Origin of the sequence: Streptomyces sp. Y7, assembly GCF_043195415.1 — a bacterium.
GTDB lineage: Bacteria > Actinomycetota > Actinomycetes > Streptomycetales > Streptomycetaceae > Streptomyces.
Genome location: NZ_JBIDDQ010000007.1, coordinates 253330 through 272317, shown reverse-complemented (window position 1 = coordinate 272317; position 18988 = coordinate 253330). Strand labels below are relative to the sequence as shown.

General features: G+C 69.9%; 18 protein-coding genes. 15 read left to right on the top strand and 3 right to left on the bottom strand.

The annotated features are described in order from the left end of the window. Positions 1–87 precede the first annotated feature (87 nt). The 7 genes from ACGFW6_RS20705 to ACGFW6_RS20675 all read left to right on the top strand — a co-directional run bounded on the left by ACGFW6_RS20705 (position 88) and on the right by ACGFW6_RS20675 (position 7952). On the top strand, positions 88–876 hold the full coding sequence (locus ACGFW6_RS20705) for an enoyl-CoA hydratase/isomerase family protein (RefSeq protein WP_393511622.1): 789 nt from the start codon (positions 88–90) through the stop codon (positions 874–876). A 103-nt stretch (positions 877–979) separates the two neighbouring features. Then, entirely contained in the window at positions 980–2782 is a 1803-nt protein-coding gene (locus ACGFW6_RS20700; protein WP_393511620.1) for an AMP-dependent synthetase/ligase, read from the top strand. Next, complete coding sequence (locus ACGFW6_RS20695) at positions 2779–3987, top strand: acyl-CoA dehydrogenase family protein (protein WP_393511617.1); 1209 nt, start codon at positions 2779–2781, stop codon at positions 3985–3987. The genes ACGFW6_RS20700 and ACGFW6_RS20695 overlap by 4 nt, the downstream gene beginning before the upstream one ends. Next, on the top strand, positions 3984–4724 hold the full coding sequence (locus ACGFW6_RS20690; protein WP_393511614.1) for an SDR family NAD(P)-dependent oxidoreductase: 741 nt from the start codon (positions 3984–3986) through the stop codon (positions 4722–4724). Before ACGFW6_RS20695 ends, ACGFW6_RS20690 begins: the two co-directional genes overlap by 4 nt. Next, entirely contained in the window at positions 4721–5821 is a 1101-nt protein-coding gene (locus ACGFW6_RS20685) for a phosphotransferase family protein (protein WP_393511611.1), read from the top strand. The genes ACGFW6_RS20690 and ACGFW6_RS20685 overlap by 4 nt, the downstream gene beginning before the upstream one ends. Beyond that, positions 5818–7083 (top strand): cytochrome P450, encoded by a 1266-nt coding sequence (locus tag ACGFW6_RS20680; protein WP_393511608.1) that lies wholly within the window; start codon positions 5818–5820, stop codon positions 7081–7083. The genes ACGFW6_RS20685 and ACGFW6_RS20680 overlap by 4 nt, the downstream gene beginning before the upstream one ends. Positions 7084–7256: 173 nt before the next feature. Further along, positions 7257–7952, top strand: coding sequence for a maleylpyruvate isomerase family mycothiol-dependent enzyme (locus ACGFW6_RS20675; protein WP_393511605.1), 696 nt, complete (start codon positions 7257–7259; stop codon positions 7950–7952). Positions 7953–8152: 200 nt separating this feature from the next. Here ACGFW6_RS20675 and ACGFW6_RS20670 read toward each other — a convergent pair whose 3' ends face one another. Continuing rightward, positions 8153–8791 carry a TetR/AcrR family transcriptional regulator gene (locus tag ACGFW6_RS20670; protein WP_393511602.1) on the bottom strand — a complete coding sequence of 213 codons (639 nt, stop codon included), beginning with the start codon at positions 8789–8791 and terminating at the stop codon, positions 8153–8155. A 245-nt stretch (positions 8792–9036) separates the two neighbouring features. Between ACGFW6_RS20670 and ACGFW6_RS20665 the strand changes: the two genes are divergently transcribed. The 8 genes from ACGFW6_RS20665 (at position 9037) to ACGFW6_RS20630 (ending at position 16463) form a co-directional block, all read left to right on the top strand. Then, the gene (locus ACGFW6_RS20665) at positions 9037–10134 is read left to right on the top strand and encodes an NAD(P)-dependent alcohol dehydrogenase (RefSeq protein WP_393511599.1); all 1098 of its coding nucleotides are present in this window, start codon (positions 9037–9039) and stop codon (positions 10132–10134) included. A 14-nt stretch (positions 10135–10148) separates the two neighbouring features. Then, positions 10149–10340, top strand: a complete 192-nt coding sequence (locus ACGFW6_RS20660) for a ferredoxin (RefSeq protein WP_393511596.1) — start codon at positions 10149–10151, stop codon at positions 10338–10340. After that, the gene (locus ACGFW6_RS20655) at positions 10337–11557 is read left to right on the top strand and encodes an NAD(P)/FAD-dependent oxidoreductase (RefSeq protein ID WP_393511593.1); all 1221 of its coding nucleotides are present in this window, start codon (positions 10337–10339) and stop codon (positions 11555–11557) included. The genes ACGFW6_RS20660 and ACGFW6_RS20655 overlap by 4 nt, the downstream gene beginning before the upstream one ends. A 40-nt stretch (positions 11558–11597) precedes the next feature. Beyond that, positions 11598–12863: a cytochrome P450 gene (locus tag ACGFW6_RS20650; protein WP_393511590.1), complete on the top strand. Its 1266-nt coding sequence runs from the start codon at positions 11598–11600 to the stop codon at positions 12861–12863. 17 nt (positions 12864–12880) lie between these two features. After that, complete coding sequence (locus tag ACGFW6_RS20645) at positions 12881–13666, top strand: crotonase/enoyl-CoA hydratase family protein (RefSeq protein WP_393511587.1); 786 nt, start codon at positions 12881–12883, stop codon at positions 13664–13666. Between the two features lie 37 nt (positions 13667–13703). Beyond that, a complete protein-coding gene (locus ACGFW6_RS20640) occupies positions 13704–14894 on the top strand; it encodes a thiolase family protein (protein WP_393511584.1) in 1191 nt (396 codons plus the stop codon). Between the two features lie 37 nt (positions 14895–14931). Continuing rightward, positions 14932–15693: a 3-hydroxyacyl-CoA dehydrogenase gene (locus tag ACGFW6_RS20635; RefSeq protein WP_393511581.1), complete on the top strand. Its 762-nt coding sequence runs from the start codon at positions 14932–14934 to the stop codon at positions 15691–15693. Between the two features lie 194 nt (positions 15694–15887). Then, complete coding sequence (locus ACGFW6_RS20630) at positions 15888–16463, top strand: isochorismatase family protein (RefSeq protein WP_393511534.1); 576 nt, start codon at positions 15888–15890, stop codon at positions 16461–16463. An 89-nt stretch (positions 16464–16552) separates the two neighbouring features. On the opposite strand, the gene ACGFW6_RS20625 is transcribed toward ACGFW6_RS20630, so the two are convergent. Continuing rightward, the gene (locus tag ACGFW6_RS20625) at positions 16553–17620 is read right to left on the bottom strand and encodes an LLM class F420-dependent oxidoreductase (RefSeq protein WP_393511578.1); all 1068 of its coding nucleotides are present in this window, start codon (positions 17618–17620) and stop codon (positions 16553–16555) included. Positions 17621–17727: 107 nt separating this feature from the next. Then, positions 17728–18969 (bottom strand): ABC transporter substrate-binding protein, encoded by a 1242-nt coding sequence (locus tag ACGFW6_RS20620; protein WP_393511575.1) that lies wholly within the window; start codon positions 18967–18969, stop codon positions 17728–17730. Between the last annotated feature and the right edge of the window lie 19 nt (positions 18970–18988).

Here is an 18988-nt window from a genome sequence, read left to right as displayed (position 1 = left end):
AACACTTGCGCCGCGCCCCGTCCCTGCCTAAGGTCTTGTTTTGCAAGCCAGTCTCGATTTGCAAGTAACTACCTCAGGGAGGTCGGCATGAGCACCGAGCAGAAGTTGATCGTCGAGAAGTCCGGACCCGTCACCACGCTGACGCTGAACCGACCGCAGGTGCACAACGCCCTCGACCGGGATCTGTCCCAGCAGCTGAACGAGGCGGTGCGGGAGATCCGCGACGACGTGGAGTGCCGGGTCGTGGTGTTCCAGGGCGCGGGCAACACCTTCTGCGCCGGCGACGACGTGTCCGAGTTCAGCGACTGGCCCGACGAGAGCATCGGCCGGCAGATCCGGCTGTACCAGGAGACCGCCAAGATCATCGAGGACCTCACCCAGGTCACCATCGCCAAGGTCGACGGCATCGCGGTGGGCGGCGGCCTCGAACTGACCCTGGTCTGTGACTTCGTCGTGGCCACCGACCGCTCGCGTTGGGGTATGCCGGAGATCGACTGGGACATCACCCCGGGCTGGGGCGGCACCAACCGGCTCGCCTGGTTCGCGGGCCGTCGCAAGACCAAGGAGTGGAACCTGATCGGCGCGCTGTTCAACGCCGAGACCGCCGAGCGCTACGACCTGATCAACCGCCTCACCACGCCGGAGCAGCTGGACGCCGAGGTCGAGTCGCTGATCGAGGTCATGCTCGCCAAGGAGCCGCGGGTCGTCGAGCGCACCAAGAAGTACCTCAAGTACGGCGCGGACAACATCGACTTCGGTCTGGCGCTGGAGTCGGAGTGGATCGGGCGCGCCCTCACCGAGGGCGTCCGCGACTTCCGCGACCGCGACAAGCGCGAGCAGCGCCGGAAGCTGTCCAAGACGTTCTGGCAGAACTGATCCGGAAGGCGCCGCCGTGACCGACGACCACGGCACGGCGGCACCCCCTCTTCGCCCAGCGACATTGCCGACCGCGGAACACGCCCAGCCAAGAGGAACAGCCATGACAATGCCGTCATCGGCCGGCCGGACACTCACCGACCTGCTCACCGAGTCCCAAGATCCGCCATCCCTGTCCTGGTTCGCCGACGATCTCTCTCCGGCACCGGAGTGGGACACCCCAGCCGCCGACTCGTCGGGCTGGTGCGTGCTGCACGGCGAAGCCGTCCGGGCGCACGTGCACACGCTCGCGGCGGGCCTCATCGCCGCCGGTCTCTCACCGGGAGAGCGGGTCGCGCTGATGATGGCGAACCGTCCGGAGCACTGGCTGGCCGACCAGGCCGTGCTCCACGCCGGCGCGGTGCCCAGTACCTTCTACCCGACGCTGGCTCCGGAGCAGGTGCGGGCCCAGGCCGCCCACGCCCGGATCGCCACCGTGGTGCTGGAAGGCCGTGCAGAGCGTGAGCAATGGGAACTCGCGCTGGCCTCGCCCGGCGTGCGCCGGGTCATCGTCCTCGACTCCGGCGTCCCCGCCGCCCCGTCGGGAATCCGGACCCAGAGCTACGCCGACACCCTCACCCGGGGCCGGGAGCTCCTGGCCCGGCACCCGGACGCCGTGACCGAGCGGGCCACCTGCGCCACCCCGGACGACATCGCCGCCATCATCTTCACCTCGGGCACCACCAGCACGCCCAAGGCGGTGCCGCTGACCCACCGCAACATCAGCACCGTCGCCTCGGGATTCGCCACGACGGAGCACTCCCCGCGCCCCTACCGCACCATCAGCTACCTGCCCCTCGCGCACATCGTCGACCGGCAGACGAGCATCTACATCCCGCTGGTCACCGGCGGGATCATCTCGTTCAGCCCCCGCCAGGAAGCCCTGGGCCGGGTCATCGCACGGTCGCACCCCACCGTGCTGCAGTCGATGCCCCGCATCTGGGAGAAGATGCTCCGTGAGCTGGACGAGGCCGCCGCTGCACACCGGTCCGGTGCCACGCCGCTGCAGACCATCGGACTCGGCGAACTCAAGGTGGCGTTCACCGGCGGCGCACCGCTGCCGCCCGACGTCGCGGCCAGACTGAGCGCGTACGGCCTTCCACTGGTCGACGTCTACGGGAGCACCGAGGCGGCTGGCGCGATCACCTCGTCGAGCGCCGCCGACTTCGAGCCGGGGACGGTCGGACGGGCGATGCCCGGAGTCGAACTGCGGGTGGCCGCCGACGGTGAACTGGTGGTGCGCGGGCCGCAGGTGACGCCCGGCTACCTGCAGCCGGACGGCACCCTCGTGCCGGTCACCGACGCCGACGGCTGGCTGGGCACCGGGGACCTGGCCGACATCGACGCCCGCGGCAATGTGCGGATCACCGGCCGCAAGAAGGAAGTCATCATCACCAGCGGCGGCAAGAACGTCAGCCCCGTCGCCGTCGAGTCCCTGCTCACCCTGTCGCCACTCATCGCGCAGGCGCTGGCCCACGGCAGCGGCCGGCCCTATGTCGTGGCGCTGCTGGCGCTCGACCCCACGCTCACCCGCACCTGGCTGCGCGAGGAACACGGCATCGACGCCGACGACCTGACCGACGCCGCGCTGGCCGCCCACCCCGCCGTCCGGGCGGAGGTCTCCCGTGCGGTGGAGCACGCCAACAGCCAACTCTCCCGCGCCGAGCAGGTGAAGCGCTGGGAGCTGTTGCCACAGCCATGGAGCATCGACGACGGCACGCTGACCGCCACGCTCAAGCTCCGCCGTTCCGCCATCGAGACACGCCACCAGGACACGCTCGACGGCCTCTACCAGGCGCATGCGCATCCGATCGCCGACAAGTCGGCCAAGCCGGCGGAAGACGACACCTACCGGGAGCGACCGTGAACTTCTCCTACGACGCCGAGACCGAGCGACTGCGAGCCGAGCTGCTCGACTTCATGGACTCCTCCGTCTATCCCGCCGAACCGGAGTTCCACCACCAGCTCGCCACGAGCGAGGACCCCTGGACGCCGCCCGTGATCCTCAAGGACCTCAAGGCCGAGGCGCGCAAGCGCGGACTGTGGAACCTCTTCCTGCCCGGCGAGCACGGCGCGGGCCTGACCAACCTGCAGTACGCCCCGCTGGCCGAGATCACCGGCCGCAGCCCCATCATCGCGCCCGCCGCCCTGAACTGCGCGGCACCGGACACGGGGAACATGGAGGTGCTCTCGATGTTCGGCAGCGCCGAGCAGCGGCAGCGCTGGCTGCGCCCCCTGCTGGACGCCGAGATCCGCTCCGCCTTCGCGATGACCGAGCCCGACACCGCCTCCTCCGACGCCCGCAACGTCGCCACCAGCATCGTGCGCGACGGCGACTCCTACGTCATCAACGGCCGCAAGTGGTTCACCTCCGGCGGAATGAACCCCAACTGCCGGATCTTCATCGTCATGGGCCGGACCGACCCGGACGCCGACCGGCACCGCCAGCAGAGCATGATCCTCGTCCCGCGCGACACCCCCGGCCTGACGATCCGCCGGGGCCTGACCGTCTACGGCTACACCGACGGAGCGCACGGCGGTCACGCCGAGGTCGTCCTCGACAACGTGCGGGTGCCCGCCGAGAACCTGATCGGCGAGGAAGGGTCCGGCTTCGCCATCGCCCAGGCCCGGCTCGGCCCCGGCCGCATCCACCACTGCATGCGCGCGATCGGGATGGCCGAACGCGCGATCGAGCTCATGTGCCGGCGGGCCACGGCCCGCGTCGCCTTCGGCAAGCCGCTCGCCGAGCAGGGCGTCATCCGCGACTGGATCGCCGACGCCCGGGTGACGGTCGAACAGCTGCGCCTGCTGGTCCTGAAGACCGCGTGGCTCATGGACACCGTGGGCAACCGCGGCGCCCACACCGAGATCCAGGCGATCAAGATCGCCGTACCCACGGCGGTCGAGCGGATCATCGACCGGGCCGTCCAGGTCCACGGCGCCGCCGGCGTCAGCCAGGACTTCCCCCTGGCCGAGCTGTACGCCAACGCACGCACCCTGCGCATCGCGGACGGCCCCGACGAGGTCCACAAGAACTCCCTGGCCCGCGCGGAACTCCGGAAGTACGCATGACCTTCGCCGGAAAGGTGGCCGTCGTCACCGGCGGCAGCCGGGGCATGGGCAGAGAGCTCGTCGAGGCGTACGCCGCACGGGGCGCCCACGTGGTCGTCGCCAGCCGCAAGCTCGACAACTGCGTGGCGGTCGCGGACGCGGTCCGCCTCCGCCACGGCGTACGCGCCCTGCCCGTCGCGTGCAACGTCAGCCACTGGGACCAGTGCGACGCGCTCGTAGACGCCGTGTACGCCGAGTTCGGCCGCGTCGACGTCCTGGTCAACAACGCCGGGATCGCCCCGCAGTACCCCAGCCTCGACCAGGTCGGCGAGGCCCTGTTCGACAAGGTGATCGGAGTCAACCTCAAGGGGCCGTTCCGGCTCTCCGCGCTCATCGGCACCCGCATGGCCGAGGGCGACGGCGGATCGATCCTCAACATCAGCTCCATGGCGGCGATCCGACCCGACCCGTACTCGCTGCCCTACGCGGCCGCGAAAGCCGGCCTCAACACCCTCACCGAGGGCACGGCCAAGGCGTTCGGACCCCGGGTGCGCGTCAACGCCATCCAGTGCGGTCTGGTCCTCACCGACATCGCCGCGGCCTGGGACCCGAAGGAACGCGACGAGCTGGCGAGCACGCTGGCCCTGCGCCGCTGCGCCGAACCGCACGAAATCGTCGGCGCGGCCCTGTATCTGACCGGCGACGAAGCCTCCTATGCCACGGGTGCCGTGCTGCGCCTGGACGGAGGCCTCCCATGAGCGGGAGCGCGATGACGGACACCGACACCCCACCAGTCGACCGAGAGCTGTTCGATGCGGACCGGCTGAGCCGCTGGATGGACGACCACGGGCTGCCCGGCGGCCGGATCGGCGACGTGCGATCCGTCACCGGCGGCACGCAGAACGTGCTGGTGCGCTTCGAGCGTGGCGGGCGGGAGTACGTCCTGAGACGACCGCCCCGGCACAAGCGGGCGGGCAGCGACGAGACCATGCGGCGGGAGGCCCACCTGCTGACCGCACTCGCCGGCACCGACGTGCCCCATCCGCGGCTGATCGCGGCCTGCGACACCACCGACGTGATCCGGGCGGCCTTCTACCTCATGGAACCCGTCGAGGGCGTGAACCCGGCGGCGGGCCTGCCCGCCCCGCTGTCCGAGGACCCCGCACTCCAGCGGCAGCTCGGCCTGTCCATGGTCGACTCGATCGCGGCCCTGAGCCGGGTCGACCCGCGCACCGTGCCCTACTACGACGCGGCCCGGGCCGAAGGCTGGCTCGCCCGCCAAGTAGGCCGCTGGAGCGCCCAGTTGGACTCCTACCGGAAGTACGAGAACTATCCCGGGTTCGAGCCCGAAGCGGTGGACCGCGTCACGGCGTGGTTGAGTGAGGGACAACCCCGCAGTGCCGAGATCGGCGTCATCCACGGTGACTTCCATCTCGCCAACGTGATCGTGCGTCCGGACACCGGAACCGTCGCGGCGATCGTCGACTGGGAACTGGCCGCCATCGGCGACCCGTTGCTCGACCTCGGCCATCTCCTCGCCACCTGGCCCGTCGACGACAACCCCGTGAGCGCGGACCTCTCGGCACCGGGGCTGCCCGGCCGCGACGACCTCGTCGAGCACTACGCGACCCGCACCGGGCGGGACCTCGACGCACTGACCTGGTTCCGCGTCCTCGCCTGCTACCGCCTCGCCGTGGTCCTGGAAGGCACGAACGCCCGCGCCGGCGCCGGCCAGGCCCCCGCGGACATGGGCACGCGCCTGCACGCCATGGCCCAGGCCCTCATCGACCAGGCGGACGGGCTGATCCGCCACCCCACCCCACCCACCTCACCATTCTCAAGGGAAGCACCATGACCGCCACCACCACCCGGACGCGGCCCTACGACGAGATCGACCTGTCCTCCCGAGACTTCTGGTCGTCCACCGCGGCCGAGCGCGAGCGCAGTTTCGCCGTTCTGCGGGCACGGCGGCCGGTGTCCTGGCACGCGCCGGCCGAGAGCCTGAGCCTGATGCCGCGGGACCCCGACGACCACGGCTACTGGGCGGTGACCCGGCACGCGGACATCGTCGAGGTCAGCCGCCGCAACGACGTGTTCATCTCCGGCGACGGCGTGCTCTTCGACACCTTCCCGCAGGAGGTGCTGGAGGCGTCGATGTCGTTCCTCGCCATGGACCCGCCCAAGCACACCAAGATCCGCAAGCTGGTCAGCGCGGCGTTCACGCCCAAGCAGGTCAAGCGGATCCAGCGCCTGATAGACACCGGCGCCCAGACTGTCGTACGCATTCTCGCGGCCGCCCGCAGTGGCGCGGACTTCGTCGCGCTGTGCGCGGCCCGGCTGCCGATCCTCACCCTGTCGTACATGGTCGGCATCCCCGAGGCGGAGCACGACGAGGTCGCCGAGGCCGCTGAGGCGCTGCTGTCGACGGGCGATCCGGTGTTCCTCGCGGGGCGCGATCCGCTGGCCGTGCTGCACGAGGGGCAGGCCTACCTGCGTGAACTCGCGCTGGAACTCGCTGCCAAGCGGCGCAGCGCACCGGCGGAGGATCTGATGACCAACCTGGTCCAGGCCGAGGTCGACGGCGACACGCTGACCGACGACGAGATCGCCGCCGTCTTCGTCCTGCTGGTGGTCGCCGGCAACGACACCACGCGGCAGAGCACCAGCCACGCGCTGAAGGCGCTGACCGACCATCCCGAGCAGCGGGCTTGGCTGGCGGCCGACTTCGAGGGGCGCATCGGCTCGGCGGTGGAGGAGTTCGTCCGCTGGGCGACGCCCATCACCACATTCCGCCGTACCGCGACGGCCGATGTGGATCTCGGCGGTCAGCGGATCCTGGCCGGCGAGAAGGTCGTCATGCTGTACGCGTCGGGCAACTGGGACACCGAGGTGTTCACGGCCCCGGACACCTTCGACCTGAGCCGCGATCCCAACCCCCACCTCGGCTTCGGCGGCGGTGGCACGCACTACTGTCTGGGCAACCAGGTCGCCAAGGCCCAACTGCGGGCTCTGTACCGGGAGTTGCTGACCCAGCTGCCCGGCATCGAGGCGGGCGAGCCCGAGCTGCTGACGAGCAACTTCCTCCACGGCGTCCGGGCCATGCCCTGCCACTTCTGAGCGCCGCGGCCGGCTCGGTGTTCCTCAGAGCAGAAAGGGTTTCCCGTCCCGGAAACCGCCGTGAGACGCTCCGTAAAGTGCGGGGACGGGCTCGATCATCCGCACCAGTTCCACGTTCCCTGAGGAGATCCCGCTGTGAGTTTGGCAATCATCCGCTGCGACGGCGGTCGGCGATGACGTCCGTGCCCGACCAGCGGCTGGGCTGGATGCACGAGGGTTCGCGGATCTTCCTCACGGAGGTGGAGAAGCTCCCGGACGACGACTGGGCCGAGCCGGTCGGCCTGCCCGGCTGGACGGTCGCCCATCTTGTCGCCCATGTCGCCTACAACGCGGCGGCGTTGTCCCGGCTCGTGCACTGGGCGCGCACCGGCGAGGAGACGCCGATGTACAGCGGCCCGGATCAGCGCGCCGCGGAGATCGAACACGGTGCGGGCCTGCCGCCGGCCCGGCTGCGGGCCCTGGTTCGGGAGACCGACGAGCGGCTGGGGGCCGACCTGGTCGGACTGCACGCGTGGGGCGCGCAGGTGCGCACCGCGCAAGGCCGGACGGTACCGGCTACGGAGATTCCCTGGCTGCGGACCCGTGAGGTGTGGATCCACACCGTCGACCTCGGCACCGGCTTCCGGTTCGAGGACTTTCCCGCCGAACTGCTCGACGCGCTGATCACCGACATCACCACCCTGCGGCAGAACAGGGACGGCGGCCCCGCGTTCGTGATCCGACCGGACGACCGGGAGCACGAATGGCGGGTCGTCGACGTGCTCGGCGGTGAACCCGCCGTCGTGGACGGCTCCGCGGCCGACGTCACGCGGTGGCTGGCCGGCCGGGGGAGGACCGAGGGAAGGCCCGTTCTGGGCCGCTGGCTTTAGAGCAACACCCGTGGTGCCCGACCGACTTGGCCGGCACCAAGGGTGTGCGGACAGGAGGCATGGTCATGGCGTCGATCGGTTCGCCGGGACTGTGCCTCGTGTCGTGCACGAGTGCATCCGGTGTGACGGGAGGGTACAGGTGAGGCCTGCCCGTTCGCCCGGCGTGTCACGCTGACCGCCTGCCTCAGGGGCTGGATTGGTCAGCGGTTGTCATCCGAGCCCGCGAACAGCGTGCTCCAGTAGATGTGGGCCAGGGCCGTGGCCAGGCGGCCGTCGTGGTCGGGGGAGGTCACCCGCGCCGTCTGGTGCACGGTCCGTTCCGCCATCCACGTCAGCGCGGCGGCCGTCTCCTCGGCCGGCACCGACTCGGGGACCGAGCCCTCGGACTTGCCGCGCTCGATGAAGGCCTGCGTGGTGTCCTGGACGCCCTGAATGAGACCGCGGTAGGCCTCGTCGACCTCGGGGTCGTAGGTCGCCACCTCGATCACGGCGGTGATCAGCGACTGGTGTTTGCGGTACGTCGCGATCATCCCGGACATCGAGGTGTGGAAGTCGGCCATGTCGTGATGCTCGAACTCGTCCCACCAGGTGCGGCTGGTCTCGATGATCTCCGCGAAGACCCGGGTGATGAGGCTGCGCAGCAGATGACTCTTGTCCTCGAAGTAGAGATAGAACGTCGCACGGGACATTCCCGCCTCGGAGGCGAGCCGATCGACGCTGAGCTCGGTGAACGTCTGCCCCTCACCCATCAGGCGCTCCATCGCGGCCAGCAGGAGCTGCTCCATCTCGGCCTGGCGCTTCCTGCGCCGTGCCCCTGCTCCGCCCGTCACCGTCGGCATTAGGTCTCCCTCTTCCTTCGTCGTCCCGCCAGCGTACCGATGGCAGTCGATCATGCAGAAAATTAGACTCCCTGTCTAGAGACAGTGTATTGACAGCATGTAACACCCCTTCTTAACCTTTTGGAAATCGCACCGCCTCGAATCCGCGAGGGACCAGGCGAAGGGCCTCATGAGCGCCGCCCCCCTCATGCCTTCTCCACGCACGTCATCCGCGATCGAGACCGGACTCAATGAGGAGAATCACCATGCGAATCAAGGCAGCGGTGCTACGCGCCCCGGATGCGCCCTACGCGATCGAGGAGCTCGAGCTGGCGGAGCCGGGGCCCGGTGAGATCCGGGTGCGGATCGTGGGCTCGGGTGTCTGTCACACCGACTTGATGCCGCGCGTTCCCGGGGCCATGGCCGCCCCGCCGATCATCACCGGTCACGAGGGTTCCGGTGTGGTCGACGCGGTGGGACCGGACGTGAGCGGCCTGGCCCCTGGCGACCATGTGGTGCTCTCCTACGACTCCTGCCGGGAGTGCGCGAACTGCCAGTCGGCTCACAACGCCTACTGCGACACGTTCTTCCCGCGGAACCTGACCGGGCACGGCGTCGACGGCGCGACGCCGGTGCGGGACGCCGACGGCGAGCCCGTGGCCTCGCGCTGGTTCGGGCAGTCGTCGTTCGCGACCCATGCCCTGGCCGCGGCGCGCAACGCGGTGAAGGTCGACCCGGAGCTGCCGCTGGAGCTGCTCGGCCCGCTGGGCTGCGGCGTGCAGACCGGGGCCGGCTCGGTGCTGAACTCGCTGCGCGTCACTGCGGGCTCCAGCGTGATCGTGTTCGGCGCCGGCGGGGTGGGACTGTCCGCGGTGATGGCGGCGAAGATCGCCGGCGCGGCCACCGTCATCGCCGTGGACCTCAACGCGGGCCGACTGGAACTCGCCCGGGAGCTCGGCGCCACGCACACCTTCGACGGAGCGCGCGAGGACCTGCTGACGGCTCTCCAGGAGGCCACCGGCGGAGGCGCGCAGTACAGCCTCGACACCACCGGCCTTCCGGCGGTGATCGGCACTGCGGTCCACGCCCTGCGCCCGACCGGCGTCTGCGGCCTGGTCGGAGTGCAGCAGGGCGACCTGGCGCTCGACCCCTACGCGCTCGGTCCCGGGCGCACGGTGACCGGAATCCTCATGGGCGACACCGTCCCGCAGGTGTTCGTCCCGAAGCTGATCGAGCTGTGGCGGCAGGGCCGCTTCCCGTTCGACAGGCTCGTCAAGACCTTCCCCCTCGACCAGATCAACGAGGCGGAGCAGGCCAGCCTCAAGGGCGACGTAGTCAAGCCGGTCCTGCTGCCGGCGACGTGAGTGAGAAGACAGCCATGAAGATCATTCTTGACCGCGACAAGTGCACGGGACTCGGCATCTGCGAGTCGTTCGCACCCGATGTCTTCGAGGTGGACGACAACGGGGATCTGGACCTGCTCTCCGAGGAGGTCCCCGAGGGCATGGAGGCCGCGGTGCGGCGTGCCGTGGACGGCTGCCCGACCGCGGCCCTGAGGCTCCAGCCGTGACGCGCCGACTGGTTGTCGTCGGCGCGTCGCTGGCCGGCCTGCGGGCGGTGGAAGGAGCCCGCCGGGCCGGGTACGAGGGCCCGATCACCCTGATCGGGGCCGAGGACCACCTTCCCTACGACCGCCCGCCGCTGTCCAAAGCGTTCCTGGAGAGCGGGGCACAGGCGCCGTTCTACCGCACCGAGGCAGAGATCACCGGCGAGCTGAAGGCGGAGCTCATGCTGGGCGCCCCCGCCCGGCAACTGGACCCCGTTCAGCGGGTCGTCGTGGTGGACGGGCGGGAGGTCCCCTACGACGGCCTGGTCATAGCGACCGGTGCCGGGGCGCGGCAGTTCCCCGATGCCGGGCAGCTCGCGGGTGTGCACGCGCTGCGCACCCTGGACGACGCCCTCGCCGTCCGCGCGGCCCTGGAGAGCGGACCGCGTGTCGTGGTGATCGGGGCCGGGTTCATCGGCTCCGAGGTCGCCTCGGCCGCCCGCAAGCGCGGTCTGCCGGTGACCATCGTGGAGACCGAGCCGACCCCCCTGGTGCGGGCGATCGGCACCGCCATGGGGCAGGCCTGCTCGGCGCTGCACCTGGCCGGCGGCGCCGAACTGCGCTTCGGCGTGGGCGTGGCGGCGCTGGAGGGCGACGGGAAGGTGGAGCGGGTACGGCTCACCGACGGCACCGTGATCCCCGCGGACCTCGTGGTGGCCGGGATCGGAGCGGTACCGGCGACGGAGTGGCTGACCGGCTCCGGCCTGGACATCGACAACGGCGTGGTCGCCGACGCGACGCTGGCCACCGGACTGCCCGGCGTGTACGCGGCCGGGGACGTCGTGCGCTGGTTCAACCCGCTGTTCGACCGGTACATGCGGCTCGAACACTGGAGCAGCGCCGCCGAACAAGGCGCCGCCGCGGGCGCCGCCGCCGCGATCCCGGGCACGGCCGTGCCATACGAGACCGTCCCGTACTTCTGGTCGGACTGGTACGACGCCCGCATCCAGTTCGTCGGCGTGCCCGACGCGCAGGAGGCACAACTCGCGCTCGGAGACGTGGAGTCAGGCCGGTTTGTGACCCTCTACCGCACCGGCGACCGGCTGGCCGGCGCCCTCGCCATGAACCAGCCCAGGGAGATCATGAAGTTCCGGGCCCTCATCGCCCGCAGAGCCACCTGGTCCGACGCCCTCGCCTTCGCCGCCCAGCGCCGTGAATTGGCCCGCGCCGGGACCCGATGAAACCCCGCACCGTCCCTGCCCCATCCTGAAGAGGTACGCCATGACCGCCAGCGACTCGACGACCAGACCGTACGACGAGATCGACCTGTCCTCCCGCGACTTCTGGGCCGGCACCTCGGCCGAACGCGAGCGCGCCTTCGCCGTGCTCCGCGCGGAGCGGCCGGTCTCCTGGCACGCGCCGGCCGAGAGCCTGAGTTTCGTGCCGCGGGACCCGGCCGACCAGGGCTACTGGGCGGTGACCCGGCACGCGGACATCGTCGAGGTCAGCCGTCGCAACGACGTGTTCGTGTCCAGCGACGGCGTCCTGTTCGACACCTTTCCGCAGGACGTCCTGGAGGCGTCCATGTCCATCCTGGCGATGGACCCGCCCAAGCACACCAAGATCCGTAAGCTGGTCAGCGCGGCGTTCACGCCCAAGCAGGTCAAGCGGATCCAGGACCTGATCGAGGCCAACGCCAAGGCCATCGTGCAGAAGCTGGCCGCCGCCGGCAGCGGCGCGGACTTCGTCGCCCTCTGCGCCGCCCGGCTGCCGATCCTCACCCTGTCGTACATGGTCGGCATCCCCGAGGAGGAGCACGACAAGGTCGCCGAGGCCGCCGAGGCGCTGCTGTCGACCGGCGACCCCGTCTTCCTCGCCGGGCGCAACCCCATGGCCGTGCTGTACGAGGGTCAGGCCTACCTGCGCGGACTCGCGCTCGACCTCGCCGAGAAGCGCCGCCACAAGCCCGAGGACGACCTGATGACCAACATGGTCCAGGCCGAGGTCGACGGCGAGACGCTCACCAACGAGGAGATCGCCGCGTTCTTCATCCTGCTGTGCGTGGCCGGCAACGACACCACGCGGCAGACCACCAGCCACACCCTGAAGGCCCTCACCGATCACCCCGGCCAGCGCGCCTGGCTCATGGAGGACTACGAGGGCCGGATCAATCAGGCGATGGAGGAGTTCGTCCGCTGGGCCAGCCCGGTGATGACCTTCCGCCGGACCGCCGTCGCCGACGTCGAACTGGGCGGCCAGACGATCAAGGCGGGTGAGAAGGTCGTCATGTTCTACTCGTCGGGCAACTGGGACACCGAGGTGTTCACGGACCCGTCCCGGTACGACCTGAGCCGCCCCGAGAACCCGCATGTCAGCTTCGGCGGCGGTGGCGCGCACTACTGCCTGGGCAACCAGGTCGCCAAGGCCCAACTCAAGGCGATCTTCCGCGAGTTGCTGACCCAGCTGCCCGACATCAAGGCGGGCGAGCCGGAACTACTGACCAGCAACCTCATCCACGGCGTCCGCGTGATGCCCTGCTACTTCTGAGACGACGGGGCATGACGATGAGTACAACGGCATCGACCTCGGCGGATGCCGTGCTGGTCACCCGGCACGGCGCCGTCCTGGAGATCACCATCAACCGGCCCGAGGCCAAGAACGCCGTCAACGCGGACGTCGCCCAGGGCATCGCGGCGGCGGTGGAAGAGCTGGACGGCGATCCGGAGATCGCGGTCGGCATCATCACCGGTGCCGGTGGCGTCTTCTGCGCGGGAATGGACCTCAAGGGCTTCCTGCGGGGCGAGGACCCCACCGTTCCCGGGCGGGGCTTCGCCGGTCTGGTCGAGGGACCGCCCCTCAAGCCCCTCATCGCGGCGGTGGAAGGCTACGCCCTGGCCGGCGGGTTCGAGATCGTGCTGGCCTGCGACATGGTCGTCGCGGCGGAGAACGCCAGGTTCGGGATTCCCGAGGCCAAGCGCGGCCTGGTGGCGGGAGCAGGCGGCCTGGTCCGGCTGCCCGACCGGATCCCGCCGGCCGCGGCGATGGAACTGGCCCTGACCGGTGACCCGATCGACGCCGCGCGAGCCCACCAGCTCGGCCTGGTCAACCGGGTCGTCGGCAACGGTGAGGCGGTCGCCGCCGCCCACGAACTCGCCTCCCGCATCGCGGCCAACGGGCCGCTCGCGACCAGGGTCAGCAAGCAGGTCCTGACCGAGTCCCGGTCCTGGCCCGCCGACGAACGCTTCGACCGGCAACGGCCGATCGTCGAGACGGTCTTCACCTCGCGGGACGCGAAGGAGGGCGCGCAGGCCTTCGCCGAGAAGCGCGCTCCGGTCTGGGAGGGCCGATGACCGCGCCCGTCCGCACTCCAACAGGAAAGGGGCGGCCATGAGTTCCGCCGTCATCGTCGACGTGGTCCGGACCCCGTCCGGCAAGGGCAAGCCGGGCGGCATCCTGTCCGGCACCCACCCCGCCGATCTGCTCTCGTACGTCCTGAAGGCGATCGTCGAACGCAACGACCTCGATCCCGCCCTGGTGGACGACGTGATCGCGGGCTGTGTCTCGCAGGCCGGTGAGCAGGCCCTCAACATCGCGCGCACCGCCCTGCTCAGCGCGGGCCTGCCCGAGACGGTGCCCGGCACCACCATCGACCGGCAGTGCGGCTCCAGCCAGCAGGCCGCCGCCTTCGCCGCACAGGGCGTCATCGCCGGCGCCTACGACGTGGTCATCGCCTGCGGTGTGGAGTCGATGAGCCGGGTCCCCATGGGCTTCGCCTTCGGCGGGAAGAGCGTGTACGGGGCCCAGCACGCCGCCCGTTACCCCGAGGGCCTGGTGAACCAGGGCATCTCGGCGGAGCTCGTCGCGGCACGCTGGAAGCTCGACCGCGAGACCCTCGACGCGTTCTCGGCACGGTCCCACCAGCGGGCCGCCGAAGCCGCGACCGGGGCGTTCGACCGGGAGATCGTCCCCGTGACGGTCACCGGCGAGGACGGCGCCGAGACCCTTGTCCGCACCGACGAGACGGTTCGCCCCGGTACCACGGCGGAAGGCCTCGCCGGTCTGCGGCCGTCGTTCCGGAACGAGGCGCTGGCAGCCCGGTTCCCGGAGATCGCCTGGCGGATCACCGCGGGCAACTCCTCCCCGCTGACCGACGGAGCCTCCGCGGCCCTGATCATGAGCGAGGAGAAGGCGTCCGCACTGGGCCTGCGTCCACGGGCCCGCTTCCACGGCTTCTCGGTCGTCGGCAGCGACCCGCTGCTGATGCTGGACGGCGTGGTGCCGGCCACCCGGAAGGTACTCGCCCGCACCGGCCTGTCCATCGAGGACATCGACCTCTACGAGGTCAACGAGGCCTTCGCCTCGGTGCCGTTGATGTGGCAGCACGAGCTCGGCGCCGACCCGGAACGGCTCAACGTCCGTGGCGGCGCCATCGCGCTGGGCCACCCGATGGGCTCCTCCGGCACCCGGCTGCTGACCACGCTGGTCAACGCACTGGAGGACACGGGCGGCCGCTACGGCCTGCAGACCATGTGCGAGGGCGGCGGCATGGCCAACGCCACGATCATCGAACGACTTTGACACCCCCTCATTTACCTGTCTTCCCCGGAGGAACGTTATGGACATCAGCAAGAGCGTCGCGCTCGTCACGGGCGGTGCGTCCGGCCTGGGCCGGGCCACCGTCGAGCGACTGGCCGCCGGCGGTGCGCGTGTGGTGATCGTGGACCTGCCGTCGTCGGACGGCGCGAACGTGGCCAAGGAACTCGGCGACAAGGTGGTGTTCGCACCCGCCGACGTGACCGACGAGGACCAGGTGACGGCCGCGCTGGACAAGGCGGCCGAAATCGGCGATCTGCGCATCGCCGTCAACTGCGCGGGCAGTGGCCGTAACGGCAGGACGGTGAGCAAGAAGGGCCCGTACCCGCTGGAGGACTTCGCCTGGGTCGTCAAGCTGAACCTCGTCGGCACGTTCAACGTGATCCGGCTCGCCGCCCACCGGATGAGCCTGCTGGAGGAGGTGGACGGCGAGCGCGGCGTGATCGTCAACACCGCTTCGGTCGCCGCTTACGAGGGCCAGATCGGCCAGGCCGCGTACTCGGCGTCCAAGGGTGGCGTGGTCGGCATGACCCTGCCCATCGCGCGTGATCTCGCCCAGCTGAAGATCCGGGTGAACACCATCGCCCCCGGTCTGTTCCGCACCCCGCTGCTGTCCGGGCTGCCCGACGAGGCGAAGGCCGCGCTGGAGGCTGCGACCCCGCACCCCGCCCGCCTCGGCGAGCCCTCGGAGTACGCCGCCCTCGCTGCCCACATCGTGGAGAACGCCATGCTCAACGGCGAGACCATCCGCCTGGACGGCGCCATCCGCATGGCGCCCCGCTGAGCATCGTCAACGGACCGATGACAAGGCCGCGCCGGGTCGTCCGGCGCGGCCTTCGTGCTGCGTAACCCCCAGTTCACCCCACCTTGGACATCGTGTCTAGACATAGACGCTTGCCAGGTTGTTGATGCGTCATGTATAAAGGTGATGCGTCAACGAAATGGCGCCTTACCTCCCCAGGAAGCAGGAGAAAGCTCATGCACAAGGACGTCTTCACCCCCGAGAACGCGGCGATGCTGCTCATCGACCACCAGACCGGCACCATCGCGTGGACCCACTCCCACGATGTCGAGGAGGTCAAGAAGTCGGCGCTGAGCCTGGCGAAGATAGCCGTGAACACCGACATGCCGCTGGTGCTGACCTCCAGCATGGAGGAGAACATCCAGGGTCCGCTGCTTCCGGAGCTGGAGGAGATCGCCCCCAAGGAGTTCGCCGACCGCATCAAGCGGGCCGGCATCGTCAACGCCATGCACGACGAGAACTTCGCCAACGCGGTGCGCGCGACGGGCCGCAAGAAGGTCATCGTCGCCGGCATCACCACCGAGGTCTGCGTGGTCTTCCCCGTCCTGCAGCTCCTGGACGAGGGCTACGAGGTCCAGGTCGTCACCGACGCCTCCTCCTCCTTCACCAAGATCGGCGATGACGCCGCGCTGCGCCGCATGGAACAGGCCGGAGCCGTGATCACCTCCACCGCCCAGGTCGTCTCCGAACTCGCCGTCGACTGGACCACCCCCAAGGGCGCCGCCCTCGCCGCCGTCCTCGGCCTCGCCTGAACATCACGTCTGCTGCAACCGAAAGGCCCGCGGATCCCCAGTGGATGCGCGGGCCTTTCGGTTTGGCTGACGGCGGTCTCGGGTTCACGTCAAGGACGCCGTCCGCTCCCGCCCGAGTCTCCGGTCAGTGCCCGCAGTCTCGCGACATCGGCGAGCTGCCGGTTCGTGTCGGGGGAGACCGGCTGGATGTTCAGCGTCGTCACACCCGCCGCGCGATAGGCCGCGAGCCGTTCGGCCACCAGGGACTCCGGCCCGACCAGTGAGGTCGCCCGCAGCAGTTCGAGGGGGACCGCGGCCTCGGCCTCGCGCTTCCTGCCCGACAGATAGAGGTCCTGGATCTCGGCGGCCTCCTTCTCGAAGCCGTAGCGGCGGCACAGGTTGTTGTAGAAGTTCTTGCCGGGAGCGCCCATGCCGCCGATGTACAGGGCGAGACGGGGGCGGGCCAGGTCGAGCAGGTCCGCGGTGTCGTCGCCGATGGCCAGCGGTGCTTCCGCCACGATGTCGAGCGGACCGAGGGCCGGGTCGCGCTGCGCGGTGCCTTCCGCCAGCGCGGGGCCCCAGACCTCGGCCGCCTTCTCGGGGTGGAAGAAGACGGGTTTCCAGCCCTCGGCGATCTCGGCGGCGAGCGCCACGTTCTTCGGCCCGATGGCTGCCAGTACCACCGGGATGCGCTTACGCACCGGGTGGTTGATGAGCTTGAGCGGCTTGCCCAGGCCGGTACCCCGGTCCGCGGGCAGGGGCACGGTGTACTTGGCGCCCTCGTACACCACCGGATCACGGCGCCACACCATGCGGCAGATGTCGACGAGTTCACGGGTACGGGTCAGCGGGGCGTCGTAGGGGACCCCGTGAAAGCCCTCGATCACCTGGGGACCCGATGCGCCGATCCCCAAGGTGAAGCGGCCGTCCGACACATAGTCCAGGCCCGCCGCCGTCATCGCGACCAGGCTGGGGGTGCGGGTGTACAGCTGCAGGATTCCGGAGGCGATCTCCAGTCGCTCGGTCCGGGCGGCGATGAATCCGAGTTGGCTCACCGCGTCGAAGGAGTACGCCTCGGGGACGAAGACGATGTCCAGGCCGGCCTTCTCGAAGTCGCCGAGTCTTCGCACGCAGTCCTGGAAACCGTCGCTGTAGCTCAGGAGCATTCCGATTCTCACATGGGCCTCCAGGCCGTGATCCAGTCATTAAATCCTCCGCCGGGCCCCCGTCCGCGCCGAACGAAGGGCCCGCGCCGCCGCGGCGAGAGCGGCCGTCGCGGTCTGCGCTACCGCAGGTACTGCCGGGCGATCTCGCTGTCGTATCCGGCCTCCACGGTCCTGAAGTAGCCGGGCGCGTCGACGTCGACGCGGGCGACGGTGACCGTGCTGGACGGCTTGCGGTCCTTGGGGGCGCCGTAGCTGTAGTCGGGGATGACCCCGTCGAAGGTCAGCTTGTCGATCTCGGTGATCGCCTTCTCGATGCCCGCGTGGCTGAGGTCGCCGTCGGCGATGGCCTGATCGAGGATCTGCGCGGTCGCCATGCCGTAGCTGTAGCCCCACTGCAGGTGGTGGGTGGGAGGAGCGTCCGGAAGGTACTTGGCCATGTCCGCGCGCAGCCGGCTCTGGCCCGCCGACTTGTCGTCCCAGGGGACGTTGCCCACCAGCACCATGAGCCAGTTCTTCGCCATGTAGTCGACGATGGGCGACTTCGCGTACGGCGTGACCCAGGACGGGATCTGGGTGATCCAGGTCGGCTCATAGCCGATCTGGTCGGCGGCGGTGGCCGCGGCCGCGCTCGCTCCGGCCACGCCGTTGTAAAAGACGATCTGGCAGCCGGCCTGCTCCAGCTGCTGGACCTGACCGGTCATGTCTGCCTCGCCCACTGTGAAGTCGACGACCTTGGAGATCTTGAAGCCGAGCTTCCGCGAGGCGTACTCCGCGCCGGCCGCGTACGTCTGACCGGTGATGTCGTCCTGGTTGGCGGCACACCACTTCTTGTTCTCGCCGTTCATGTGCTTGTAGACGTAGTCGGCCCCGTTCACCACGCCGTAGACGTAGGGCGTCTGGACGGGCGCGATGTTCGGCACATGGACGAGGGCCGGGTCGCCGGCGATCGGCTGGGCGACCATGTGGTCCTTGGCGAGTTGCGGCGTCAGCCCGGAGACGACGGGTCCGCCGAGCACCACCGAGTACATCGTGACGTCGTCCTTCGCGCCGGCGTACTGCTTGAGCGCGGTGGGCACGTCGTACCGGCTGTCCAGAGCGTCGACCTTCAGCTTGTATCCGCCGTCCAGGCCGCCCCGTTCATTGAGGGCTTTGACGTAGACCTCCAGCCCCTTGAGGATGTCCGGGCTCGCCTGGGGGCCGGACAGCGGCAGGAGCGCGCCGACCGTGATGGTCTTGCTCGCGGCGTCGTAGCCGGGCCCGTCCGCGGTCAGCGAACCCGCGTCAGCGGTGTCCTGACCGGCACAGGCGGAGAGGGAGAGACAGGCTGTCGCGAGGACGACGCCGAGGGTTCTTCTTTTCACGCGAACTCCTTCTTGCGGT